The following is a 23,440-nucleotide window of genomic DNA, read 5'->3' as shown; positions in this document are numbered from 1 at the left end:
GCGTTCTATGCTGCGCGCGACTTCAAAACAAGACCGGCCAAAGGCCGCAGGAGAGCAGCCCCCCGATGTCCGACCTGTTTGACGACCCGATCCCAGGCCAGAACGCCCCGGAGTTCACCGTTTCCGAGATCTCGGGCGAGGTGAAGCGCACGCTGGAGGGCACCTTTGGCCGCATTCGCGTGCGCGGCGAGGTGGGCCGCGTGTTCAAGGCGCGCTCCGGGCATCTTTACTACGACATCAAGGACGACCGCTCGGTGCTGGCTTGCACCACCTGGAAGGGGCAGATCAGCGGCCTCTCGGTGGTGCCGGAAGAGGGGCTGGAGGTGGTTGTCACCGGTCGGCTGACGGCCTTTGGCGCGCAGTCGAAATACAACATGAACGTCGATGAGGTCGCGGTTGCTGGCCAAGGCGCGCTGATGGCGCTCCTGGAGAAACGCAAGAAGCAGCTGGAGGCCGAGGGGCTGTTTGCGCCGGAGCGCAAGAAACCGCTGCCTTACCTGCCGCATATCATCGGCGTGGTGACCTCGCCCTCCGGCGCGGTGATCCGCGATATCCTGCACCGCCTGCGCGATCGTTTTCCGCGCAAGGTGCTGGTCTGGCCGGTGGCGGTGCAGGGGAAGACCTGCGCGCCCGAGGTGGCCCGCGCCATCGAGGGCTTCAACCGGCTGACACCGGGTGGTGCGCTGCCGCGGCCCGATCTGATCATCGTGGCCCGCGGCGGCGGCTCGATCGAGGATCTGTGGGGCTTCAACGAGGAGATCGTCGCCCGCGCCGCGGCGGCCAGCCAGATCCCGCTGATCTCGGCGGTGGGGCATGAGACGGACACGACTCTGATCGACTTTGTCTCGGATCGCCGGGCGCCGACGCCGACGGCGGCGGCCGAGCTGGCGGTGCCGGTGCGGCTGGAGCTGATGGCCTGGGCGGAAAACCAGGGCGCGCGGCTGACGCGGGCGGCGGGGCAGGCAGTGCAGTTGCGCCGCCAGCGGCTGAACGACTTGGCGCGTGCACTGCCCAAGCCCGATACCTTGCTGGAAACCCCGCGTCAGCGGCTGGACCGGATTTCCGACCGGCTGCCCGGCGCGCTGATCTCCGGCGTGCAGCGCCGCCGGGTGCATCTGAGCGAAACCGCGGCGTCCCTGCGCCCCGCCACCCTGCGCCAGCTGGTCGAGGGGCGGCGCAACCGGCTGCAGAACCTGTCTTCGCGCCTCAACCTGCGCCCGATCCAGCGCGAGATGGCGGCGCAGAAGGACGCGCTGGCGCGGCTGGCGCAGCGGCTGGATGCGGCGCAGGCCGCGCGCATCGACCGTCAGCGCCAGAGCCTTGCGGCCAGTGGGCGGCAGCTTGAGATCCTCAGCTACAAGGCAACGCTTGGGCGCGGCTATGCGGTGGTGCGCGCGGGCGGCGACGTGGTGACGACCCGGGCGGCGGCGGCCGCTGCGGCAGGCCCGCTGCAGGTCGAGTTTGCCGATGGCACGCTGGACGTGACGAGGGACGCGGCGCAACCGGGCGCGGCCACTGCGTCGGACAAACCGTCGGGCGGCGACCGCGGCGATCAGGGCTCGCTGTTCTGACACGGCCCAGGGCCGACTTCTTACTGGTCTGAAATACTCACGGCGCCGGTGTCTGCCTCAGACGCCGACGTCGGGGCCAAGGCACAGCATGTCCTCGCCTATGTCCTCGGCCTCGTACAGCTCGGTCGCGGCAGGGTCGTTTTCAAACTGCGCGGTCAGCCCGCGTGGGCCCAGCTCAAACCGCCAGCATTGCGGGTCGGGGCGGTTTTCATAGATGAAACAGATCTGGCCTGCCTCCTCGTACCAGCGGCCTTCCTGACAGCGGCCGTCGAGGAAGGACCAGATCACCCGCCGCCCCGGCAGGTAGCGTTCGACCCCGTAGAGATCGCCGCCAAAGCCGTAATAGAGCGTGCGCCCCTGAGTGTAGCGATCAAAAGCCTCGGCGCCCAGTGGTTCGGCCGCGGGGGCAGGGGACGCGGGCAGCACCAGCGCGGCAAGCAGGGGAATCAGCGAAGGAAAACGCATGGGCCCACTGTGCCAGAGGGCAGGGCGCGGGACCAAGGGCAATGTCGCCAAAGCGGCGCGCGGCGGCCGTGTCGGTGGCATTTTCGCGATCCCGGCCCGCCTTGCGCTTTGCACTCGGCGGAAATCCGCATTAGGTGGATGTCAGACCCCGTAGCAATCCCGGAGCGCAGACACCGATGGCGTTTTTCTCAAAGCTGAAAGACCGGCTGTTCAAATCCTCGTCCAAGCTGGAGCAGGGGCTGGACGCCATCGTCGAGGAAGGCGCGGACAGCGCCGCGGATCAGGTGGCCGAAACGCTGGCGCAATCGCCTGCGGTCAGCCCGGAACAACCCGCCCCGGCACCGGTGCCGGATCTCGCGCCCGAACCGCAGCCCGAGCCGGAGACGAAACCTGCGCCTGCCCCGGCACCGGCGCCTGCTGCAAAACCCGCGCCTGCACCGGAGCCGGAGAAGAAGTCGCCGGGCCTGCTGGGCCGCCTGATGGGGCGCGGCACGGCGGATGAGCCGCGCCGGGCGCTGGATGACGACATGCTGGAGCAGCTGGAAGAGTTGCTGATCGCCGCCGACATGGGGGTGGACACGGCGCTGCGCGTCACCGCCAACCTGGCCGAGGGGCGCATGGGCAAACGGGTGTCCAGCCGCGAGATCAAGGAACTGCTGGCGCAGGAAGTCGCCCGCATCATGGAACCCGTCGCCAAGCCGCTGCCGATCTACGCCAAGCGCCCGCAGGTGGTGCTGGTGGTGGGGGTTAATGGCTCGGGCAAGACCACGACCATCGGCAAGCTGGCCAGCCAGTTCAAGGGCGCGGGCAAGAAGGTGGTGATCGCCGCGGGCGACACCTTCCGCGCCGCCGCGGTGGAACAATTGCAGGTCTGGGGCGAGCGCGCGGGTGTGCCGGTGCTGACCGCGCCGGAAGGGTCCGATCCGGCCTCGTTGGCATTCGATGCCATGACCAAGGCGCAGGAAGAGGGCGCGGATCTGCTGATGATCGACACCGCAGGCCGTCTGCAGAACCGCACCGACCTGATGGAGGAGCTGGCCAAGATCGTCCGCGTGATCCGCAAGAAGGACGAGACCGCGCCGCACAACACCCTGTTGGTGCTGGACGCCACCACCGGCCAGAACGCGCTGAGCCAGGTCGGTACCTTCCGCCAGCTGGCCGATGTCTCGGGGCTGGTGATGACCAAGCTGGACGGCACCGCCAAGGGCGGCGTGCTGGTGGCGCTGGCGGATAAATTCGGCCTGCCGATCCACGCCATCGGCGTGGGCGAGCAGATTGACGATCTGGCACCCTTCGACCCCGAGGAATTTGCCGCCGCCCTGACCGGGTTGGAGAAGTCCTGACCCGGCTCACTTCTTGCCGGACAATTCCTCCGGACAACCGGAAAGGAAAACACCCGGCTGATGCGGCGTGAACAAAGGTATTTGATTTGAGCGATTGGCTGATCTCCCTCGAGGGCACCGAGGCCGGGCATCAGATGGCCCTGATCCTGGCGCTGTCGGCGGCCTTCCTACATGCGGTCTTCGGCGCGCTGCAGAAGGGGCGGCACGATCCATGGCTGTCGCGCGGGGCGATCGATTTCTTCTATTGCCTGATGGCAGCCCCATTTGCGCTGTTCGTGGTGCCCTGGCCGGAACCGCATATGTGGGTGATCTTCCTCGGCGCCTTTGTGATCCATCTGCTGTACAAGCTGTTCCAGGCGCTAGCCTATACCAAGGGCGCCTATACGGTGGTGTATCCCGTGGTGCGCGGCACCGGGCCGCTGTTCACGGTGATCGGTGCCTACTGGCTGTTCGGCGAGACCTTTACCGGTACCCAGTGGCTGGGCGTCGGCGTGCTTCTGGCGGGGATCTTCGGGCTGGCGGTCTACAACTTCATCTTCCTGACCGCGGCGCGCGACACGTTGGGGATTGCGCTGGTGCTGGCGGTGATCACCGGGCTGTTCGTGGCGCTTTACACCACCTATGACGCCTATGGCATCCGCGCCACGGCCGATCCTTTCACCTTCCTTGCCTGGTTCTTCATGATCGACGGGCTGGTGTTTCCCGTCATCGCGCTGGTCCGCTGGCGGGGCATGGCTGCGCCGCCGGTGCCGGGGCCGCTTCTGGTCAAGGGCTTCTTCGGCGGGCTGGTGGCCTTTGCCTCTTTCGGCTCGGTGATGCTGGCGACGCGGCTGGACAAGGTGGGCGAGGCGGCGGTGCTGCGCGAGACCTCCACCGTGTTTGCCGCCCTGATCGGCTGGCTGGTGCTGAAGGAGACCGTCGGGCCGCGCCGGATTGCGCTGATGGCTTTGATCGCGCTGGGCGCCGTGATAGTGGAAATGGGCGGCTGAGCGCCGCCGCCGCAACAGACACAGGACAGGACGCCAGATGGCTGAAAAGAAGATCAACCCGACGCTGAAGATGATACTGGAATTCGGTCCGGTTGTGCTGTTCTTCGTTGGCTACCTGAAGCTCAAGGACGAGATCTTTTTGATCGGCGGCGAGGAGTACAAGGGCTTCATCGTCATCACCGCCGCTTTCATCCCGCTGATGGTGGCCTCAACGCTGGCGCTGTGGAAGCTGACCGGGCATCTGTCGCGGATGCAGTTTGCGACGCTGGTGCTGGTGGTCCTGTTCGGCGGCATGTCGGTTTGGTTCAACGACGACCGTTTCATCAAGATGAAGCCGACGATGCTGTATCTGTTGTTCGGCGGCCTTCTGGGCATCGGGCTGTTGCGCGGCCAAAGCTGGCTGAAGGTGGTGATGGAAGAGGTGATGCCGCTGGAGCAGGAAGGCTGGATGATCCTGACCCGCCGCCTCTGCGCCTTCTTCTTTGCGCTGGCGGTGGCGAATGAGCTGATCTGGCGCTTCCAGAGCGAAGAGGCCTGGGTCTATTTCAAGACTTTCGGCCTGCCGATTGCGATGTTCGGCTTCTTCATGTTCCAGGGGCCGCTGTTTCAGAAATACGGGCCGGACGAGGACGAGGAAAACACCGGTCCGGCGGAGTAACCCGCAAAAGGGGAGCGCTCCCGCGCCCTGGCCTCATCGGGGATGAGGCCACAGGCCTTGGGCATGGCAGCCCGCCTGCGGCGGGCTGCGCCAGCGCGTGCCGCAGGCGGGGGCGATGCCCCAAATCCGTCACTTGCCGAACAGCACCTGCTGCGCCCTGGTGTCGGAGCGATCACCGCGCAGATCGGCATGCAGCGCCCGCCCGGCGATGACACCGGGGCGGGACCACATCTGCTCCAGCCAGCGCGCCATGTTCGGCTTGTCGTCGAGGGTCTGCTGCTGGCCCTCCCACAAAGAGGCCCAGGGCCAAATTGCCATGTCGGCAATGGTGATGTCCGGCCCGGCGACATATTCATTGTCCGCCAGCTGCCGGTCCAGCACGCCGTACAGCCGCGCCACCTCGTCTCGGTAGCGGTCCTGGGCATAGGGCAGCGGCTCGGGCGCGTATTTCAGGAAATGATGCGCCTGGCCCGCCATCGGCCCGAGCCCGCCCATCTGCCACATCAGCCATTGCTCCACCGCCAGCCGCGTACGGTCGTCGCTGCCGTAGAAACGCCCGGTCTTGCGGGCGAGATACATCAGGATCGCGCCGCTTTCGAACAGTGACACCGGGCGGCCGTCGGGGCCGTCCGGGTCGGTGATCGCGGGCATCTTGTTGTTGGGCGACAGCGCCAGGAACGCGGGTGCGAACTGGTCGCCCTTGGTGATATCGATCAGCGTGGTGTCATAGGGCAGGCCCATTTCCTCCAGCGCGACGGAGATCTTCCAGCCGTTGGGGGTGGGCCAGTAATAGAGTTGAATGGCTGACTGCATCTGGGCGCTCCTGCTCGTTGCCGTGCGCCCAGAGGATCACAGCTGATGCCAGGCGGGCAAGGGGGCGGCGAAGGGGCGCAGGGCAAACAGGCGTGACCAGCGGCGTGCCGAGCGCGGCGGGCAGGCCGGGCGCAGGCGTTGCAGGGGCGTCTCCTGCGGTTGGCGCAGCAGGTGGCGGTAAAACCGCAGCGTGCCGGGGCGCGTGAAGGACGACCAGTGGCAGATCCGATGTTGTGGCTGGGCGATGGCATAGCCCAGCGTGCGCAGATGGTTCAGCGTGTCCGCGTCGTCCAGCGGCAGCGTGACGGCATTGGCCGCGTTGAGACCATGGCCGATGGCGTGGTCGCCGCGCGTCGGCAGCCGGGTCAGCCGTTCGAACAGAAAATCGAACGGGTCGTTCTCGCGGCTGGTGATGTTGATGAACTCGGCCGAGCGCCCGGCGGGCGTGTCCAGGGCGGTTGCGGTGCGGCTTTGAAAACTGGCCCCGAACAGAGAGATGATGCGGCCGATGGCGCCCTGCGGCAGATGGTGCAGCATTTCCAGGGCGACCTCGATCCCCAGCGAATGCCCGATCACATGCACCGGCCGCCGCGGATCCTGCCGGTGCAGCAGGGCGCAGACCTGCGCCAGGGCCTGCCCGGCGCGGGCCGCGCTGGCCTGGGCCTGTCGCAGGGTGCCGCAGGCGTTCCAGCCAAAGGCAATGCCAAGGCCTTCGTCGGCATGTCCGAGCCCGAAGCCCAGCTGGCGCGGCCAGGAGGGCGCGCGCCAAGGCAGATGCGCAGGCTCGAGCGAGAGCAGGTGGCGGTGGGGGCAGTTGCTGCGGCCGCCGGGGCGATAGTTGTAGCCGTGAATCATCACGATCACCGGCCCGTCACCCGTTGTAGCGCGCTGCAGCAGGCTCTCGAGCGGTGCGGGAGAGCCGTGCAGCTCGGCTGTCTGCCCGCGGGCATTAATGCGGATCAAGGCCATTTTCGGCTCCCGGCTCCTGAATTTTGCCGGACCCTAACCCCGGGGCGTGACCGGCAGGTGACGATCCGGTAACGGTCGTATGACGCACGGCGCAGCTGCTACAGCTTGACTGGTTGCGCCTGCGGGCGTACATGCGGGCCATCTTTCGTGGCGATTTGTTATTGGATTTACTGCACGGTAAGTTGCTGTAAATAAGTAATTTTTGCTGACGGATTTTGATGAGGCATACTTTGGGGAATAACCCTGGGTATTCCTTGCCCTCAAAACTTCCGCTTCAGTTCTTCCCTCGCCTGTTCTGCGCAGTCGTCAAAATACTTGGCCAAGTCCGAGATGTGAACGCAGCGGGGTGCTTTCTGACCTTCGCCCAGGCGCGTGAGAGGCAGGGGGATCTCGCCGCTTTCGATCTTGCGTAGGAATACTTCACGGCTCATTCCATTAAAGTAGTCGTTGCGGAGTGCATCGACTGGGACAAGCGGGTTTCCTTCATATTTGGCGGTGAGGAGCCAAAAGGTGTTCATGCTGCTCGCTCCTGTTCGGTGGCATACGCGCCCCATTGTTTGGCCATCGCTGCGGCAATTCCTGGAAAGGTCTTGCTGCGCATCTTCCACCGGTCAGGACCGGGGCTGGCGCGGTGGATGGCGGACCATTTCTTGTGCTCTTGGGATCCTTTAGCGGGCGGCGTGAGGCGGTTCGTGGGCTTCAGAGGGGGGAGGCCGCGGAGGTATAAGCCGGTGGATTTGAAGGCAGGGTCGCCAAACCACCATGGCTGCACATGTTGCGCCGCGGGGCGGTAGTTCTGGATCCGCTCCTTCGCGTGTCGGTGCATTACCGGGTTTTCAACGGCAACCCGCGGGATGGGGGCATTCCAGCAGGCAGAGAACAGCGCGGTGCCTTCATCCAACTCTGCCCACATGTCGGCTAGGCGTCGGCCTTTGGGTGCCTTGCTGAGCCAGCGTACGCCGCTGTTGCAAAGTCGGGTGCAGGGTGGGTGCATGACGGCCAGCAAATCCCAGCCCATGCCAAGCACGTCACGGATGTCGCACTGCATGTGACGGTTGCTACGGTCGTCGGAGGGCAGCAGGTCACAAGACCATGCGTCGTAGCCACGATCGAGGAACGCGCGACGCACGGTGCCGGAGGTTTCGCAGCCAATGAGAACGCGGAGAGGCTTCATTGTGATGATGCTCTTGGTTTCCGTCGATGCCCCTTGGTCGAGGAGATGAGCGGGGGGCAGTTCTTGTCTGGGGCGCGGCGCAGTTGTGTGAGTGGTGGCCTTCATGCCGCGCCCCGGCGGTGCGGGTGGCCGAGCCCGCATGTTCATATCGACCTCGTCGCCTCAGCCTCGTTTTCAAGTCGCCGCGGCAAGGTAGGGGCAGTGGCTGCGCCGTTGTATGGGCAGTCTGGTCGGCCATCGGTTGCGCGCCGAGTGCCGTCGAGGGTGTAGTGAATACGGGCGGCGCGAAGCCAGGCATCCAGCGCTGATGGCATGTCGTTCCCTGAGGCCGAGAGGCCGAGCAAGGAGAGGTGCCAGCGTGTCGCCGAGAAGTCGAACCGGTCGCTCGGATCGGTGCTTTCCGGCGTAAGCTTTCCGCCCAACTTTTGCAGCAGCATTGCTTGGCCAAACCGGCAGCGGGCGCTCAGGGCGCGGGCGGCGGAGTAGATTTGCTGGGGTGTCGACGGCATCGGTGTCCTGTCCTTGGGTGGTCGCGGGCGGCGGATGGATTGGAGGATTGCGCCGCCCGCGTTGATCCGCGCCGCAAGACGGGCGCGAAACCTCAAAGAAAAGCGGCGCGTCAATCCTCCATCACGCGCCGCTTCTCGGCTATTTCAGTTGGGGTGGGGCCCGCAGGTGGGTCCGGACGCTGCTACATGCATTTGCGCAGGTGGTTGGACAGGTGTGGGCCGGTATCCGGTCAGGCTGCATTGCGCTGCGGCACCGGAATGTTTTTCTCCGCGATGAGTGCGCGCACCTTTGCGCCGACACGGGTAAGGGTCTGGTCGGTCGGTTCCGGGGCGGGTTCGGGCCGGTCGATCAAGTGCGCTGCGCGCAGGCGAGCAGGGTCGAACCCCTGGCCGCGGGCGGCCTTCATGGTGGCCCAGGCTTGGGTGAACAAGCTCGTATCGTCCAGATAGTCTTCGGGCGATCCGACGATCTGGCGCGCAGCGTTGGTGATGTCTTGCATTCAATCCTCCATCGGTTGACGGATAAATTAGTACATGGGTAAAAATACCCCGTCAACCGAAAAAGAGTAAATATACCCCATTCTGTCAAGTTTCACATAGCAGTGCGCAGCCGAGTTAGCGGTCGGCGAAAGCGATCGAACCCAGTTCGAAGATGTCGTTTGGATTTTGTGTCAGCGAAAAATTTCTGCATCGACGGTGCGTTGTAAGCCAAGGTTTCGAAGCGGTTGTTGAGGTGCACTGCTGCAGGGGGGTAAGCTCTGGCTATGCGACCGCTCGGGTTGTAGCTCTTCTAAAGTTGACTTCGGCGTGTGGAGGGTTTGAATGCCGTTGACGCAGAAGCCAGGATAGCTTGATGAACTCTCCCAAAATATTTGAAAATACTGATGTTCTTGAAATGTTTCTTAGGGATAAGCCGCGTTATTGGAGTGCGGCGATCGCTTCGCGCGCTGCCATGCGCGTTTTGCCTGTTTGGTGGGAGTGGACGCACGAGAGCGCGATTGCAAAGCAGCGTGGTTTGACTGCATTGCCCGTTATACGTGCATTGATTCTATCGTCGGCAGTTGCCAACCGGCCACCAGTTGACATGCTAGCTACCCTCTCCGACGCTTCCGCCGAAGCAGACAATGATATTGCGACTTTGGCTGTAGACACCAAAGGCCCTGTTAATGCCGCTGCAAGAGCAGCAAGTTGCGCGGCCGCCGCCGCCGCTGGGGTCGACCTCGAGAGGATCGCCAACGCGATAGATGCCTCCGCCGCCGCGGCTGCGGCAGCATCTGCGGTCAGAGCTGCTGTGGCTGCTGTCGAGAAAAACGCGGCTGACATTTGGGCGGAGGTTAAGCGGGATTTTAACCGACTTGATTCAGGTGAGGATGTTATGCGCGATCCTCTTTGGTCGGATGGTGATAATCCATTTGAGTACATTTGGTCGCATGTGAAGGCTATCTTTTCTGAATCTGAATGGAAGGTTTTTGTAAACTGGTACGATGCCGAGCTGAAGGGGAACTATTTTCCTCGGTCGTGGCTTTTTGAAATTGCCTGCACTGATGCGGAGCACTGGAGACAATCGCCGCACCATATAGCAGGATTTTCGCTCTATAAGTTTCCATCTATAAACTTTCTTGCATCTGAAGGTGTTGAGTCTTTTGGAGAAGGTTTAGGTGATGGGAAAATTGGAAATGGGCTTGGTGCGGGGGATTTGAATGATGCAAGAAGGGAGTTGCGGCTATTGGATGTGGCCATTTCAGAGCAGCGTAAAACTATTGGAGAGCAAAAAAGATCCCTTGATGAGTTGATGGAGAGTGCCTCCCATATCCGGGCTCAAATTGGGGGCTGGATGGAGGAAATTGAAACTCGTTTTGAATCTAGAGTTCATGCTGCTACAGAAGCACTAGAGCAACAAGCTGTGTTCAAAGAGCCTGTCAAGCTTTGGGAGGAAAAAGAAGCAGAGCATAGCAGAAGGAAGAGTGCCGCCTTCTCCCGGTTTGTATCGTCTCTTGTAATTTTAGGTGTGAGCTTGGTGGCAATTTGCGCTTTTATTATATATCGAAAAGACTTGTTGCTTGCCTTCTATAGCAAACCCGGCTGCGATGCCAAGAGCTTAGCTGTGGAGTGCAGTATGGGAGGAGTCTTCGAATTCCTCCCAATCCTTGTTGTTTTGACATTGGTTACTCTCGCCCTTTGGTATATTCGACTGCAAATGAAGGAGTTTTTATCAGAGCGCCATTTAGAGCTTGACGCTCGCGAGAGGAGAGCGTTTGCAGAAGCGTATATTAGTCTAGTAGCAACGGGTGAAGCGAGCGACGAAATTCATTCTCAGAGAGCCATCGTATATGCGTCGCTCTTTAGGCCAAGTACAGATGGCATGGTCAAAGATGAGGGGGGAGTAGATCCATCCATTGGCGCGGCAATAAGTAAAATACTTTCTCGTTAAGATAGGCTGCCCGCATGGCAAGATAATGGGTGCTGCGGGGGCATACAATTTTGCGGTTGGTCGAGGTCTCCTAATTCAAGTGTGTTTGTCTCGTTCAGGTTCTCTACTATTGGCAGGTCGGTATTATGAGTATGAAATGACGCTAGCCCTTTCTATACATGCGCGCCGCCCGCGTGTAATGAGTGGGCTTTATCCGTTAGCGTCGAAGGCGGATTTTTCTATCCGTGAAGATTGAGTGAGAAGCCCTACGTGGTGCTTTTGCTAGATCTTTTGTGCTAGGTCAGCGGGCCAATGCAGTCTCACACGTGCAGCCCATTTTAGGCGAACGTTCCAAATGTTATTTGCTCCAGGATTTAAACTGATCAAGTGAAACAGGCCGGGTTCGTCTCCGGCCTTCACTTGCTTCACCCAACCCATACCGTCCTCATCCTCGCACACGCAGCGGTGGCCGACGTCCTCAGAAGCAACTGCATCGTGCCCATTGCGAGTGTAGAATAGAAGATCTCCGGCTGAATAGACGGGCTCCATACTGTCGCCTTCTACTTCGACGGCGACGATGCCGTGCGGCGACAGACCAGGTGGACATTTCACCTGAGGTCCCCCGCCTTTTTCATAAGCGTCGAATACCGGAACCTGTGCGCCCGCGCCGACCTTCCCCGCTATTGCTATGGTTGGAACTGGCGGAGCCTCCGTTTGGCCCTGCAAAAAACCTTCAAGGGTCGTTCCGAAAGAGGCGGCTATGCGTACAGCGTCATCAACGTTGGTCGACTTGGCCTTGCCTTGGGCGAGGTTTTTCAGCTGTTCATAGGACACACCTGCGTCGCGAGCGACCTGACGCATTGATTTGCCTGTTGTTTGTATTGCCGCAATGAATGCGTCTCTGAACGTTTGTTGCATGAGGGGTAAATTACCCCAGTTGAGGTGATAGTGCATGGAGTAAAAATACCCTTGACCTTTGGGGTAAAAAAACCCCAGAAGGGGGCGTGGAACAATTTCTGGAAGAGATGGCGGCTTATGCCGAGGCTGTCGGGCGGAGCCCGCAGCATGTGCTGCGCCAAGCTATCGGCGCGAATTGGAGCCAGTGGCAGGCTTGGAGCGAAGGGCATTCTAGTCCGACGCTCCATACCGTCGACAAGATCCGCCGTTATATTGCCTCCAATCCTCCGCCAGAGAATGGCGAGGTTGCCGCATGAGCCGTCCTCGCCTGACTCTGATCGTAAACAATGATGTCTCATGTCCGCAGCATGCAGCTGACGCGGTCGCAGAGTCTTGGTCAAATAAGTTTGACCCATACGCGCTAAAGGCCACCGCGCCAGATCTTTGGTCGGCCTACTTCCGCGCACGTTTCCGCAGTCCGCGCGAGGTGGCGCTGTTCTGTGACGTGAGTTTCCAGACGGCATTGAACTGGTGGGGCGCAGTGACCTCGCCTGCAAGCCATATCGCGCTGCTGGTGATGCTGACGGATCCCGGCGCTCCCGCGTTTTTCGGCAAAGCGCTGGAGCGGGCGGCATGAGCGTTTCGTGGGCAATCATTCCCAACACTGCAGGCGGGGCCGCCATGTCCCTTTGCCTGAGCGCCGACCGGGGGCAGGCGCGCCTGCTAGTGGCCCCCAATCACCTCCCTGTGGACCTTGGGCGCGCGGTGGCCTCGCTGCCGCGCGCCCCTTTTTTGGCGGAGGTGGTGCATGCTTGATTTCTCGGGCCCGCACAACTGGCAGCGTTTGCGCGAACGCGCTGAAGGCGCTGCCTTGCTGCACGAGGGGGCTTTGCTGGCTGATGTGGCTTCCCGCGCTGCGGGCAAGCTTGCCTGCCTCGCCTCGCCTTTTGCGGGGTTCGACGGCGGGCCGGTGTTGGCCGCAGACCTCGCCGTTACCTGGATGGGGATGCTGGCGCAGGTCGGTATCCTGCCGCTGTCTCCGGCTTTCATGGCCTCGGAGGCCGGTCTTGCCGTTGAGGATCCGACCGGACCGGTGCGCCATGCGGACCTGGTCGTCGTGCCGACTCTACCGGGCTGGCAGCGATCCGCGGGGGTCTGGCAGTCGGCCTTCTTGGCATTGGAAATGAACAAGCCGGTTTTCGTTCTGGACGGAGGCGGGCCGAATGATCTGGAGGTAGGGCTGTGAAAGACATGGTTGACGGTCTGGACGGGCGGACGCCTGATACCTGGCCATTGCAGCGCGGGGAAACCTTGTCCTCGCACGACTGGTTTCCCTTTTACGGGCACAAGTTCCTGTCGTCGCGGTTCCTGAGCAAATGCGTCATGACCGGCAGGCGGGCGGATATCGGCACCGCGTTGATCCTGTGGTCGGAGGCGATCCGGCAGGATCCGGCGGGCACGCTGCCGACGGATGACCTGGAACTGGCCGACATGGCCCGGTTCCGGTCTGTCAGCGAATGGCAGGAGGTCCGCGAGACTGTGTTGCATGGCTGGGTGACGGTCCTCGTCGAGGACCCGCGCTCGGGTGAGGCGGAGGAGCGCCTCGGGCATCCCGGTCTGATCGAGGAGATCGTCCAGGACATGTACAAGCGCAAGCGGGGGCGGGATGCCGCGCGCGAGGCGGGGCGGCTGGCGCTCAAGAAGCACAAGATCCGCAAGAAGATGGCGGAGATGGGCGTGCCCGATCACATCATCAAGGATGATCGCGCGATCACGGCGCTGGCGGAGCACTTCGAGCACTCGGAGTTGTACATCACGCCGGACAACGTGCGGGCGGCGATGGTCGAGGTGCTTGGCTACACCGGGGACGTGACGCCGATCAGTGCTGCGCGGAAGTGAAATCCATCTGAAATGAAGTGAAATGATTTCACCTGATTTCAGTACGATTTCAGGTCTTTCGGTGAAATTGCCCTACAGGACAGGACAATAAAAAACAGAAGAATACAGAACACCTTACTGGGGCCGCCGCGAGGTGAGTGTTTGAGGAAAACGTGTAGTTGCTGAGAAAGAGGGGAAATGGGCGATGAGCAGTAGAGAGCAGGCCGAGGCGGAGCGCCGGGTCAGGCAACGCCTGGTCGAGCCGCTGCAGCGGTTGGGTCTGGCGCGGCCCACTGGCGTCACTGCGGCGCAGTTTGAAGCAATGATTGACGATCTGTGTGGGCGGCTTTCCTACATGAGCGAGATGAACCTGGATGCGCTGGCCGAACAGGCGGCCGCTCGCCCGGGCGGTCGTGATGGCAACCGCTTTCCGATCGCAGCGAAACTCTTGACCTGGGCGGCGGAGATCCAGCCGCCCGCAGACAGCGCGTCACCGTTGATGCGGGCCGTGTTTGCCAGTGCGATCGGGCGGGCAGCAATGGCGGAAGACTGGGCGCCGGAGCTGCTGTCCTTTTTGCGCAAGAACCGCTGCTGGCCGAAGGAATTTGACCTGCGCGGAATTCGCGAGCGGGCGGCCGAGGCGCGGCAACGGCTGCTGAAGCAAGACGAACAGGCGGCCCGCGGCTCTATCGTTGCGGACACTGAGAGGGAGTTTCGGGCAAGGCGAAACGCGGCGCTTGATCGCTGTAAACGGATCGTTGAGGCGGTGGCTGCGCATGACTGAACATGTGGTAATCGTCGCGCCGGACGGAGGCGCGGATCTGAAACCAGTGGCGGCGTACCTTGCCGCGCGTGCAGCGCGGGCCGAGGAAGAGGCAGCACGTATTGAGGCGGTGAAAGCGCGCGGCCAAGTGCCGAGCGTTTGCGGGGATGAAATCCCTGAGGCTCCGGCCCGCGGCCCGTTTCAAGTGTTCCAGCCGGTCAGCCTCTATCCGACAGGGGAAGATGAGTTCCAAGCGGCGCCATCGGGGTATCGCGGCAGGTCAGCCATGCGTTGCGCTGACACGTTTGACGTGATGGCGGCTAGCGCTGCCCGTCGCAAGCGGCCTGCGCCATTCACACCGGGGCAGGTGGCTATGGGCCGTCACTACCGCGATCTTGTTGAACGACATGCTTGCGCAGGTCTGCAATGCTCCTCGATCGAAGCGGTGCGGTCGGGAGGCAGCGGGCAGGGCGGTGCATTCATGGATGCGGTTTTGCGCGACCGGGAAGAGATTGAACGCCTGCGCCGCCGTGTCGGCTCGGGTTATGCAATGCAGGTGCGACGGGTGCGCCCCTCCGATCGGAACCGCCGTCGACTGATCAGCGACCTTCAGCTGGTCGATATGGTTTGCATCGAAGACCGGACGCTGTCCGAGGTGCTCGAGGCCTGCGGCTGGGTGGGCGAGGGGCAGCGGGCATCTGGCAAGCACATCAAGGCGTTGGGGCTGGCGCTTGGGGCTGCGTTGGACCGGATGATTGGACTGAACGCGAGCTGGTAGCTATAGACTGGAAGCATTGTACTCAGCCATGGCGGGTGAAAGGGCCAAAATCTTGCAAATTCTCGATCATTCTGACCACAAATCTTCCGGTCGCGCCCTCATTTTTGTGTCCGTTTCTTACATCTTGCTGGATCAATGTTCTGTGAACTTTAGTGATGCATTAGTTTTGGGAATAAAGGTAAAAGTCTCAAAGGATGAGCTGCAATGGATGTTTGGTGCTTTGAGCTGGCTTTTTCTGGTTATCTTTTTAGTTAAAGCCATGCCAAACATTGGGAAAGACACCTACTATTTTTTCGAAAAGCAACGAGATGAACAGTATGAAGCGACACTGTTGGCGCTGCAGTCAAGAGATCACAGAATAACAAAAACTTACGTGCAAGGAGATGAGGAAATAAGCCGGGTTCAAAAAGAGTATAGAAGGGAGGCTTTGTATTACTCCAAGAGAGCGAAGGCTTTGGCAAAGGGCGACTATTTGTTGGTGTGGCTTCTGGAGGTGCTCCCGCCTATCCTGTTCTTCATCCTTACTTTCGTCTCTTTGCAATCGGTAGTTTGCTTGGCCAAGATTTCCGAACAGGGGATCGCGTTGCCTGTGGAGAATATAAAAGGGGCTTGACGCTTAGTCCGACTGCGTGCCAATGAATATGCATCATCACAAATTGCGCCCGCAGGAAACTGCTGGGCGCTTTTGCTTTGGGGGTTCGCGTATGACGGCCCGTAGTGAATACCACCACCTCTACAACCTCTCGGCCTGGCGGCGGCGTTTGCGGCCTCAGCACCTTGAGAAGGAACCGCTGTGCCGGGCATGTCTGCGGCGCGGTATCGTGAATGACGGCACGCTGACCTCGGCGGGTGCGGAACAGCCCAATCCGAGACGGCACTTCCTGGTGGTGGATCACCTGGTGCCGCATCGCGGGGACAAGGCGCTGTTTCTGGATCCGGGCAATCTGCAGACGCTCTGCCCGGATGACCACGATCAGAACAAGCAGCGGCTGGAGGCGCGGGGTTATTCGGAAGAGCGTGGCGACGACGGCTGGCCACTGGATCCGATGCATCCGGCCAATGAGTAGGGTTGCCGACCCGTTCCGAACGGGAGGGGGAGGGGCGCAAGAAAATCCGCTTCGGGTGGAAACCGGAGGGGGAACCTTTCTGTGCGCAAAGTGGAAATTGGATAGAAAAAGCCACACTGGAGAAGGAGTTAGGTAGGGTCATGCGGGGGCGGAAACCAGCAGATGAAAAGGTTGTGCCGCTAACCGAAGACGGGGGGCAGCTGCACAACCTTGATGAGCGCGCCCGGCTCCGATTGGAGGAGCTGCGGCCAGAAGGGCTGACGGGTGAGCTGCGCTGGACCTTCGATCGACTGGCGCTGCCGCTGTGCCACCCAACCGTTGATCGGCTGAAGCCGCACAATGTGTTCATGTTTCGCCAACTCTGTGCCGCGGTGGTTCGGCATGAGCGGTTGACCCTCGAGCTGGAAGAAACCGGCGAGACCTACGAGAGCGAGACCCGCAACGGCAAGCAGCTGAAGGCGCGCCCGGAGGTTGCCCAACTCAATGAGACCTTCCGGCAGATCCGGGCGCTGGCCAATGACTTCGGTATGACGCCTGCGGCGGAGCGGGGGCTGTCGGGCGGTGGGCAGATGGGGTTCAACTTCCCAGACTCGAACGGGCCGGAGAGCTATCTGACGTGACCGACGCGGTTGAACCGGTCTCCTACGAGGATGATCCGGTGACAGCCTGGGCGCAGGACGTGGTGGCCGGGAAGATCGTGGCGGGGCCATATGTCCGGGCGGCGGCGGCGCGGCATCTGCGCGATCTGGTCGAGGGACCGAATCGCGGCATGAAATGGGATCTGGCGGCCGCGAAGCGGGCGATCAACTTCTTTCCCGAAGTGCTGCGGCTGAACGGGGGGCAGTTCGAGGGCAAGCCGTTTCACCTGCACCCGAGCCAGGCGTTTCGCATCGGCTCGCTGTTCGGGTGGAAAAAGTACAGCGACACGCACCGTGCCTGGCTGCGCCGGTTCAAGCGCTTCTATGACGAAGAGGGCAAGGGCAACGGCAAGTCGCCGATGCTCGGCGGCATCGGCCTTTATATGCTGGTGGCGGATGGGGAGCCGCGAGCGGAGGTCTATGCGGCTGCGGCCAAGAAGGACCAGGCGGGCATCCTGTTTCAGGACGCGGTGGCGATGGTCGATCAGTCGCCGGTCCTGAAGCGTCGGGTGTCACAGCAAGGCGAAAACCCGGTCTGGCAGATGACCTATGTCGGGCGCGGTGGGGACAAGCGGAAGTTTAAACCGCTGTCGGCCGAAAAAGCGCAGTCTGGCCCGCGGCCACATTGTGCGCTGACGGACGAGGTGCATGAGCATCCGAACCGGGACGTGATCGATATGCTGGAACGGGGTTTCAAGTTCCGCAAGCAGCCGCTTTTGTGCATGGCGACGAACTCCGGCACCGACAAGAAGTCGATTTGCTGGGAAGAGCATCAGCACGGCGTAAACGTGGTGACCGGCGTGCAGGAGGATGACAGCACCTTTGCCTTCATCTGCTCGCTGGATGAGGGCGACGATTGGGAGAATGACCCGAGTTGCTGGCCAAAGGTGAACCCGCTTCTGGGGGAGACCATCGAGGAAGACTACCTGCGCGAGGTGGTGAAACAGGCGAAGATGATGCCGGGCAAGCGCAATGGCATCGCGCGGCTTCACTTTTGCCAGTGGACGCAATCGGTCAAGGCGGCGATCAAGCGCGACGCCTGGACCGCCTGTCACGGTGATGTGGACCCGGAGGCGCTGACCAAGGCGGGCTATCCCTGCTTTGGCGGTCTCGACCTTAGTCAAGTACGGGACTTTACCGCGCTGACGCTGACCTGGGTGCTGGACGCCACCAAGGACGCGGAAAAGCTGGTTTCGAAAACATGGTTCTGGACGCCGAAGGATACGCTGCTGGATCGCTCGGCTCGGGATCAGGCGCCCTATGAGCTGTGGGTCGACAGGAAGTTCATCGAGGCGGTACCGGGTGAGCGGTTGAAGTATCCATGGCTGGCGGATGCGCTAGCGGATCTGAACTCGCGCTACCAGCCTGAGGTGATTGCCTGCGACCAGTACGGGCTGGAGCGTCTGAAGGACAGCCTGACGGAAAAGGGGCTGGTGCTGCCGACCGAGGTTCATCCGCAGGGGTTTCAGAAACGGGTGCTTGAAAAGGTGCCGGATCCGACCAACCCGGGGCAGGAGGTCGAGATCTACCTGTGGATGCCCGACTCGATCAACAAGCTGGAAAACGCGATCTATGACGGCCGACTGACCGTCGCGAAGAACGCGCTTCTGGACAGTATGGCGGCCTCCGTGACCTACGCCGAGAACCGGACGGGGCACCGGATGTTCGACAAGGAAAAGGCGCACGGGCGGATCGACGGCATGGTGTCGCTCGGTATGTCCGTCGGGATGGCGCTGTGCCGGGAACGCGGGCAGCCGGAACAATCACCCTGGGCGGATGATGATTACTCGCTGGAGGACACACTTTGGGACTGACGGGAATTTTCCGGCGCGGCACGGCGGCGCAGGCAGCGGCACCCGTGGAAGACCGGGCGCAGGTGGTCGTGGACAGCGGCGAGGCCACGATCGCGGAAGTGCTGAGCGGAGAGGTGACCGAAGGTGTCACCATGAAAGAGGCGCTGTCGCTGCCCGGCGTCTGGGCTGCGATCAACTTCCTGTCGGCGGCCATGGCGGGATTGCCGGTCGAGGTGTTCGAGAAGACCGGCGAGCCGGGCGGCGACAAGAAGGTGAGCGGTGGCGTGGCCGATGTGCTGGGCGCGGCGGTCAATGACAGCACAACCAGCTTTGCCTGGCGGGAGACCTTCTTTGCGGAAGTGTTCGGGCCCGGGCGGGCCTACACCTATGTCGAGCGGCGCGGGGGTAAGGCGGTGAACCTGTTTCCGATGGAATACGACCGCACCACCGTGCGGAAGGTGAAGGGGCGGCTGTTTTACGACTACCGGGAGCCTTCGGGGAAGGTGAAGACCTATGAGGGCAAGGACGTGATCGATATCGCGTTTTTGCTGAAGCCGGATCACGTGGGGCACCACAACCCGGTGATGACCTGCGCCAGCGCGATCCGGCAGGGGTTGAACGCCAACCGCTACGCGCTGACCGTGTTCGGCAAGAACGGTGTTCCCCCCTACGTGCTGAAAGGCCCGTTCACGGCGGCCAAGGAAATGATGCGGGCGGCGGCGGACCTGATGAAGGTCACCCGCCGGTCGGCAGAGGAAGGCAAGCCGGTTCTGCCGCTGCCCTCCGGTCACGATCTTGTGCGTCTCGGCGATGATCCGGAGAAAATGCAGCTGACGCCGGTTCAGATCTTCGCGGTTGGGCAGATGGCCCGGATCTACCAGTTGCCTCCGGTGTTTCTGCAGGAGCTGAGCAAGGGCAATTACAACAACATCGAGCATCAAGATTTGCACCTGGTGAAGCACACGTTGCGGCGCTGGGTGAAGAAGTTCGAGCAGGAGCTCACGCTGAAGATCTTCGGGCGTGGCTCGAAGCGTTACGTCAAGCTGAACCTCGACGGGATCATGCGCGGCGACTTCAAGACCCGCATCGAGGCGATCGTGAAGGCGATCCAGAACGGCCTGATGACCCCGAACGAAGGCCGCGCGCTGGAGAACCGGGCGCCGCTGCCGGGCGGCGATACGCTGCTGGTGCAGGGTGCGACGGTCCCGATCGAACTGGCTGGCAAGGCCTTTGCCAAAGGCGCGGCGGGTGCCGCACCTGAAAATGATGCCGATCCCGATGAGGGCGCGGCGGGACAGGAAACCGACACAGACTGAGAGGAGGCCGCCATGAGCGACCCGCAACGCGAGGTGCGTTTCTGCGCCGTCGCGCCCATTGAGCTGCGCGACGCTGACACAGGGAGCGATTTGATCAATGTCACCGGCTATGCGGCGGTCTTCGGAGAGCGGGCGGAGATCGGTCCGCTGGACCGCTGGGGCTGGGCGGAGGTGATCGAGCGTGGTGCCTTTGCCGAGGCGCTGTCCCGCGGTGATGACGTCACCTTTCTGGTCGACCATGAAGGATTGCCGCTGGCGCGCACCTCGTCCGGCACGCTGAAGCTGGCGGAGGATCAGCGCGGCCTGCGGGTGGATACTGCGCTGGACCCGTCTGATCCGGACGTGCAGCGGATCCTGCCGAAGATGAAGCGGGGCGACATGTCCAAGATGAGCTTTGCCTTCATTGCCGACAAAGAGACCTGGGACGAGACCGGGGATTTTGCCCTGCGCACGATCCATTCGGTTCAGCTGTTCGATGTCTCGATCGTGACGGACCCTGCCTATGACGGCACCGAAATCGGGCTGCGGTCAAAAACCGCGGCCTTGGGCGGCGACAGTGATTTCTATCGCCGCCAGATGCAGATGCGCGCGCGTCTGTCCGGCCTGGCCTGACCGGCCCGCCCAGCAAATTCGCGCCTTGGGCAAGCGCAGTTTCCAGACAACCGAAAGGGTTTGATATGTCGAAGATCAAGGAGCTGCGCGAGAAGGCGCAGAAGCTGCTGACCGAGGCCACCGGCATCCGGGATGGCATCACTGAAAAGACGCCGAAGGATGAGGCGCGTGCAGCGAACGAGAAGTTCGATGCGATGATGGACCAGTACGATGACCTGGTGAAAGAGGCCGATCGCGGAGAACGCGCCTGGAAGGCCAAGCAGGAAGAGGAACAGCGTCGCGAACAGCGTGAGCGCGAAGAGCGTGAAGAGCGCCGCCCCGGGCAGGAAGATCGCAGCCATTCCCCCGGCGAGAACGTCAGCGACGAATACCGGGAAGCTTTCCGCCAGTACCTTGCCTCTGGTGCCGACCTGTCCGAGCTGAGCAAGGAGGCGCGCGATGCCCTGCGTGCGGGGTATCGCGAAGAGCGGGCCCAATCGACCGGCTCGGGGGCGACGGGTGGTTTCCTCGTGCCGACCACCTTGGCCAATGCGATCAACATTGCCGCCGCGGCGCATGGCCCGATGATGGATGGTAATATCGCGACTGAGATCAACCTGTCCAACGGCGCCCCCTTTGATCTGCCCAAGGTCGATGACACGGACGAGGAAGCGAACCCCCATACCGAGGGCGACGAAGGCGTGGATGACAATTCCGGCGATATCGTCCTCGCCAAGACGTCTCTGCTGGCCTATGGGCTGGTGACGCCCTGGATCAAATGGTCCTTTGAGCTGGCGCAGGATTCCTCTTTCGGCTTCGAAGCTCTGCTGGCCAAGCTGATCGGCGAGCGCCTTGGTCGCAAGGGGAACAAGTGGCTGACGGTCGGCACCGGCACCAATGAACCGCTGGGCTTTGTCACCGGCGCGCCGGTTGGGCACACCGCTGCGGCGGCCACTGCTCTGACCTTTGATGAGATTATGGACCTGGAGCATTCGGTGGATCCTGCCTACCGTGGCGGCCCGAAAGTGCGCTTCCAGATGCATGACCAGACCGTGAAGGCGCTTCGCAAGCTGAAGGACACGAACGGGCGCTACATCTGGTCGGATGGCGACGTGACCAAGGGTGTGCCGGCCACGCTGAACAACAAGCCGGTCTCCTTCAACCAGGCGATGGCGCAGATCTCGGCCGGGGCCAAGCCGATCGCCTTCGGGGACTTCTCGGAATACTACGTCCGCAAGGTGGGAAGCCCGCTCATTGGCGTGGCGCGCGAAAAGTTCTTCCCCAACCTCGGCATCATGGGTGTCCACCGGATCGACGGTGCCCCCGCGCAAACCAAGGCGATCAAAACCCTGCAGATGGCTGCGGCCTGATCCAGCCCGGTTGCGGCGGTCCCCTCGGGGGCCGCCTTTGTGTTTCTCTTTCCCGAGGACTTCCCATGAAGATCAAGATCACGACCAATTGCGCCGGTCCCTTCGGCAGTTTCACCGTGGGCCAGACGCCCACCGTCGCCGACGAGCTGGGACGCGACCTGCTCCGCGCGCAGTATGCGGAACTGGTTGACGCAGAGGCGCAGCCGCCCGCACCTCGTTCCGAGGCCACCGAGGCCACCGAGGCCACCGAGGCCACCGAGGCCACCGAGGCCACCGAGGCCACCGAGGCCACCGAGGCCACCGAGGCCACCGAGGCCACCGAGGCCACCGAGGCCACCGAGGCCACCGAGGCCACCGAGGCCACCGAGGCCACCGAGGCCACCGAGGCCACCGAGGCCACCGAGGCCACCAGGGCCACCGAGGCCACCAGGGCCGCAGCCAAGCCTGCACGCAAATCGAAAGCTTGAACCAAGCCGCGGCAGCTGAGCGCTGCTGCGGTGCAGACCTCCGGAGGATCGCCCCATGGCCCTGACCCTTATCAGCCCGCCTGCGGTTGCGCCGGTGGATCTCGCCAAGTTGCAGGCGCATTTGCGCGTGGAGCCGGGCGACGATGATGAGTTTCTGCAGCATTGCCTCGATACGGCGATCGCGCAGTTCGACGGTGCTGATGGCGAACTTGGGCGGGCGCTGGTCAGCCAGACCTGGCGCGAGACCTTTCAAGCAGTGCCTGCGCGGGGGCAGTCGGTCGAGCTGTTTCTAGCGCCCGTGTCCAGTGTGGCCCGTGTCGAGGTTTTCACCTCGGCCGGAAGTTGGGAAGCGGTGCCCGAGGCCTCGATCGAGTTGTTCGAGGACGATGGCAGGTTTCGGGTGGCGGTGGCTGCAGCCTGGCCGCGCCCCGGCCAGCATCGATCGCCGCTGCGCATTGAATATGTCGCGGGATACGGCGCTACCTCAGACGCCGTGCCCAAGCCGGTCTGTCATGCCGTGCTGCTGTTCGCGGCGCATCTCTACAAGGCGCGGGAGCCGGTCGTGTTCGAGGGCGCGCCGGTTGAGGTGCCACTGTCGATCGGACGGCTCGTCGCGAACTTCAAGACCTGGTGGCGGTGATGCGGATTGCGCAGCGTGATCGACGCATCCTCATCCTGAAGGCCGCTTTCACGGAGAATGAGGCGGGCGAACAGGAGGTGGCGGGCTGGGACGAATTCGCCATGCCCTGGGCCGCCTATCAGCCGGTCAGCGATGGCGAGCGGCAGCGGGCGGCGGCGGTTGAGCAGAAGACGGATGCCCGGTTTCAGGTGCTTTGGACAGCAAAACTGGCAGCGGTCACCGGTGCCTTCCGGATCCGCTTCCAGGGGGATGACTGGCGGATCACCGGGGTGAAGGAAATCGGATACCGCGACCGGCTGGAATTCACGGCCTGGCGGTTGATGAAGGGGGCAGACTGACAT

At 62.4% G+C, this 23,440-nt stretch carries 29 protein-coding genes; 22 read left to right on the top strand and 7 right to left on the bottom strand.

The genetic code is table 11. The features are described from left to right. Positions 1–65: 65 nt before the first annotated feature. Positions 66–1,571 (top strand): exodeoxyribonuclease VII large subunit, encoded by a 1,506-nt coding sequence (gene xseA, locus ACZ52D_RS02360; RefSeq protein WP_464442436.1) that lies wholly within the window; start codon positions 66–68, stop codon positions 1,569–1,571. Positions 1,572–1,628: 57 nt separating this feature from the next. On the opposite strand, the gene ACZ52D_RS02355 is transcribed toward xseA, so the two are convergent. Further along, a complete protein-coding gene (locus tag ACZ52D_RS02355) occupies positions 1,629–2,036 on the bottom strand; it encodes a hypothetical protein (RefSeq protein ID WP_417473392.1) in 408 nt (135 codons plus the stop codon). Between the two features lie 176 nt (positions 2,037–2,212). Between ACZ52D_RS02355 and ftsY the strand changes: the two genes are divergently transcribed. From ftsY to ACZ52D_RS02340, 3 genes are all read left to right on the top strand, one after another. Beyond that, on the top strand, positions 2,213–3,379 hold the full coding sequence (gene ftsY, locus ACZ52D_RS02350) for a signal recognition particle-docking protein FtsY (protein WP_464442435.1): 1,167 nt from the start codon (positions 2,213–2,215) through the stop codon (positions 3,377–3,379). 86 nt (positions 3,380–3,465) lie between these two features. Beyond that, positions 3,466–4,368 carry an EamA family transporter gene (locus ACZ52D_RS02345; RefSeq protein WP_369927209.1) on the top strand — a complete coding sequence of 301 codons (903 nt, stop codon included), beginning with the start codon at positions 3,466–3,468 and terminating at the stop codon, positions 4,366–4,368. 37 nt (positions 4,369–4,405) lie between these two features. Next, the gene (locus tag ACZ52D_RS02340; protein WP_222454020.1) at positions 4,406–5,026 is read left to right on the top strand and encodes an inner membrane-spanning protein YciB; all 621 of its coding nucleotides are present in this window, start codon (positions 4,406–4,408) and stop codon (positions 5,024–5,026) included. Between the two features lie 129 nt (positions 5,027–5,155). Here ACZ52D_RS02340 and ACZ52D_RS02335 read toward each other — a convergent pair whose 3' ends face one another. The 5 genes from ACZ52D_RS02335 to ACZ52D_RS02315 form a co-directional block, all read right to left on the bottom strand. After that, the gene (locus tag ACZ52D_RS02335) at positions 5,156–5,839 is read right to left on the bottom strand and encodes a glutathione S-transferase N-terminal domain-containing protein (protein WP_464442434.1); all 684 of its coding nucleotides are present in this window, start codon (positions 5,837–5,839) and stop codon (positions 5,156–5,158) included. 36 nt (positions 5,840–5,875) lie between these two features. Further along, positions 5,876–6,808: a DUF726 domain-containing protein gene (locus tag ACZ52D_RS02330; protein ID WP_464442433.1), complete on the bottom strand. Its 933-nt coding sequence runs from the start codon at positions 6,806–6,808 to the stop codon at positions 5,876–5,878. Positions 6,809–7,068: 260 nt separating this feature from the next. Further along, positions 7,069–7,326 carry a pyocin activator PrtN family protein gene (locus ACZ52D_RS02325; RefSeq protein WP_464442432.1) on the bottom strand — a complete coding sequence of 86 codons (258 nt, stop codon included), beginning with the start codon at positions 7,324–7,326 and terminating at the stop codon, positions 7,069–7,071. Beyond that, positions 7,323–7,982: a hypothetical protein gene (locus ACZ52D_RS02320; RefSeq protein ID WP_464443105.1), complete on the bottom strand. Its 660-nt coding sequence runs from the start codon at positions 7,980–7,982 to the stop codon at positions 7,323–7,325. The genes ACZ52D_RS02325 and ACZ52D_RS02320 overlap by 4 nt, the downstream gene beginning before the upstream one ends. A gap of 739 nt (positions 7,983–8,721) precedes the next feature. Next, positions 8,722–8,991, bottom strand: coding sequence for a hypothetical protein (locus tag ACZ52D_RS02315; RefSeq protein ID WP_464442431.1), 270 nt, complete (start codon positions 8,989–8,991; stop codon positions 8,722–8,724). 353 nt (positions 8,992–9,344) lie between these two features. Between ACZ52D_RS02315 and ACZ52D_RS02310 the strand changes: the two genes are divergently transcribed. Continuing rightward, the gene (locus ACZ52D_RS02310) at positions 9,345–10,922 is read left to right on the top strand and encodes a DUF6161 domain-containing protein (RefSeq protein WP_464442430.1); all 1,578 of its coding nucleotides are present in this window, start codon (positions 9,345–9,347) and stop codon (positions 10,920–10,922) included. 261 nt (positions 10,923–11,183) lie between these two features. Here the strand turns inward: ACZ52D_RS02310 and ACZ52D_RS02305 are convergent, their stop codons facing one another. Further along, complete coding sequence (locus ACZ52D_RS02305; protein WP_464443104.1) at positions 11,184–11,819, bottom strand: S24 family peptidase; 636 nt, start codon at positions 11,817–11,819, stop codon at positions 11,184–11,186. Between the two features lie 86 nt (positions 11,820–11,905). Here ACZ52D_RS02305 and ACZ52D_RS02300 point away from each other — a divergent pair, with 86 nt between their 5' ends. The 17 genes from ACZ52D_RS02300 to ACZ52D_RS02220 all read left to right on the top strand — a co-directional run bounded on the left by ACZ52D_RS02300 (position 11,906) and on the right by ACZ52D_RS02220 (position 23,437). Then, the gene (locus ACZ52D_RS02300; RefSeq protein ID WP_464442429.1) at positions 11,906–12,115 is read left to right on the top strand and encodes a hypothetical protein; all 210 of its coding nucleotides are present in this window, start codon (positions 11,906–11,908) and stop codon (positions 12,113–12,115) included. Continuing rightward, a complete protein-coding gene (locus ACZ52D_RS02295) occupies positions 12,112–12,435 on the top strand; it encodes a hypothetical protein (RefSeq protein ID WP_464442428.1) in 324 nt (107 codons plus the stop codon). Before ACZ52D_RS02300 ends, ACZ52D_RS02295 begins: the two co-directional genes overlap by 4 nt. Beyond that, positions 12,432–12,614 carry a hypothetical protein gene (locus tag ACZ52D_RS02290; RefSeq protein ID WP_464442427.1) on the top strand — a complete coding sequence of 61 codons (183 nt, stop codon included), beginning with the start codon at positions 12,432–12,434 and terminating at the stop codon, positions 12,612–12,614. The genes ACZ52D_RS02295 and ACZ52D_RS02290 overlap by 4 nt, the downstream gene beginning before the upstream one ends. Then, a complete protein-coding gene (locus tag ACZ52D_RS02285) occupies positions 12,607–13,044 on the top strand; it encodes a DUF1937 family protein (RefSeq protein ID WP_464442426.1) in 438 nt (145 codons plus the stop codon). The genes ACZ52D_RS02290 and ACZ52D_RS02285 overlap by 8 nt, the downstream gene beginning before the upstream one ends. A gap of 5 nt (positions 13,045–13,049) precedes the next feature. Continuing rightward, a complete protein-coding gene (locus ACZ52D_RS02280) occupies positions 13,050–13,697 on the top strand; it encodes a hypothetical protein (protein WP_464443103.1) in 648 nt (215 codons plus the stop codon). 184 nt (positions 13,698–13,881) lie between these two features. Continuing rightward, positions 13,882–14,460 carry a hypothetical protein gene (locus ACZ52D_RS02275; protein WP_464442425.1) on the top strand — a complete coding sequence of 193 codons (579 nt, stop codon included), beginning with the start codon at positions 13,882–13,884 and terminating at the stop codon, positions 14,458–14,460. Beyond that, the gene (locus tag ACZ52D_RS02270; protein WP_464442424.1) at positions 14,453–15,217 is read left to right on the top strand and encodes a hypothetical protein; all 765 of its coding nucleotides are present in this window, start codon (positions 14,453–14,455) and stop codon (positions 15,215–15,217) included. The genes ACZ52D_RS02275 and ACZ52D_RS02270 overlap by 8 nt, the downstream gene beginning before the upstream one ends. A 28-nt stretch (positions 15,218–15,245) precedes the next feature. Next, the gene (locus ACZ52D_RS02265) at positions 15,246–15,830 is read left to right on the top strand and encodes a hypothetical protein (RefSeq protein ID WP_464442423.1); all 585 of its coding nucleotides are present in this window, start codon (positions 15,246–15,248) and stop codon (positions 15,828–15,830) included. Positions 15,831–15,921: 91 nt separating this feature from the next. Then, positions 15,922–16,284, top strand: a complete 363-nt coding sequence (locus ACZ52D_RS02260) for an HNH endonuclease signature motif containing protein (RefSeq protein WP_464442422.1) — start codon at positions 15,922–15,924, stop codon at positions 16,282–16,284. A 173-nt stretch (positions 16,285–16,457) separates the two neighbouring features. Continuing rightward, positions 16,458–16,904, top strand: a complete 447-nt coding sequence (locus ACZ52D_RS02255) for a P27 family phage terminase small subunit (protein WP_464442421.1) — start codon at positions 16,458–16,460, stop codon at positions 16,902–16,904. Further along, a complete protein-coding gene (locus tag ACZ52D_RS02250; protein ID WP_464442420.1) occupies positions 16,901–18,736 on the top strand; it encodes a terminase large subunit in 1,836 nt (611 codons plus the stop codon). The genes ACZ52D_RS02255 and ACZ52D_RS02250 overlap by 4 nt, the downstream gene beginning before the upstream one ends. Then, on the top strand, positions 18,727–20,031 hold the full coding sequence (locus ACZ52D_RS02245; RefSeq protein WP_464442419.1) for a phage portal protein: 1,305 nt from the start codon (positions 18,727–18,729) through the stop codon (positions 20,029–20,031). The genes ACZ52D_RS02250 and ACZ52D_RS02245 overlap by 10 nt, the downstream gene beginning before the upstream one ends. Before the next feature lie 12 nt (positions 20,032–20,043). Continuing rightward, the gene (locus tag ACZ52D_RS02240; protein ID WP_464442418.1) at positions 20,044–20,643 is read left to right on the top strand and encodes an HK97 family phage prohead protease; all 600 of its coding nucleotides are present in this window, start codon (positions 20,044–20,046) and stop codon (positions 20,641–20,643) included. Positions 20,644–20,708: 65 nt separating this feature from the next. Then, a complete protein-coding gene (locus ACZ52D_RS02235) occupies positions 20,709–21,992 on the top strand; it encodes a phage major capsid protein (RefSeq protein WP_464442417.1) in 1,284 nt (427 codons plus the stop codon). A 65-nt stretch (positions 21,993–22,057) separates the two neighbouring features. Next, entirely contained in the window at positions 22,058–22,459 is a 402-nt protein-coding gene (locus ACZ52D_RS02230; RefSeq protein ID WP_464442416.1) for a hypothetical protein, read from the top strand. 55 nt (positions 22,460–22,514) lie between these two features. Beyond that, positions 22,515–23,099, top strand: coding sequence for a head-tail connector protein (locus ACZ52D_RS02225; RefSeq protein WP_464442415.1), 585 nt, complete (start codon positions 22,515–22,517; stop codon positions 23,097–23,099). Continuing rightward, a complete protein-coding gene (locus ACZ52D_RS02220) occupies positions 23,099–23,437 on the top strand; it encodes a phage head closure protein (protein WP_464442414.1) in 339 nt (112 codons plus the stop codon). Before ACZ52D_RS02225 ends, ACZ52D_RS02220 begins: the two co-directional genes overlap by 1 nt. The last annotated feature ends 3 nt before the right edge of the window (positions 23,438–23,440 follow it).

It is taken from the genome of Leisingera sp. S2M4 (assembly GCF_055398055.1).
The sequence above is the reverse complement of the archived record's forward strand: the minus strand, read 5'-3'. Positions and strand labels throughout refer to the sequence as shown.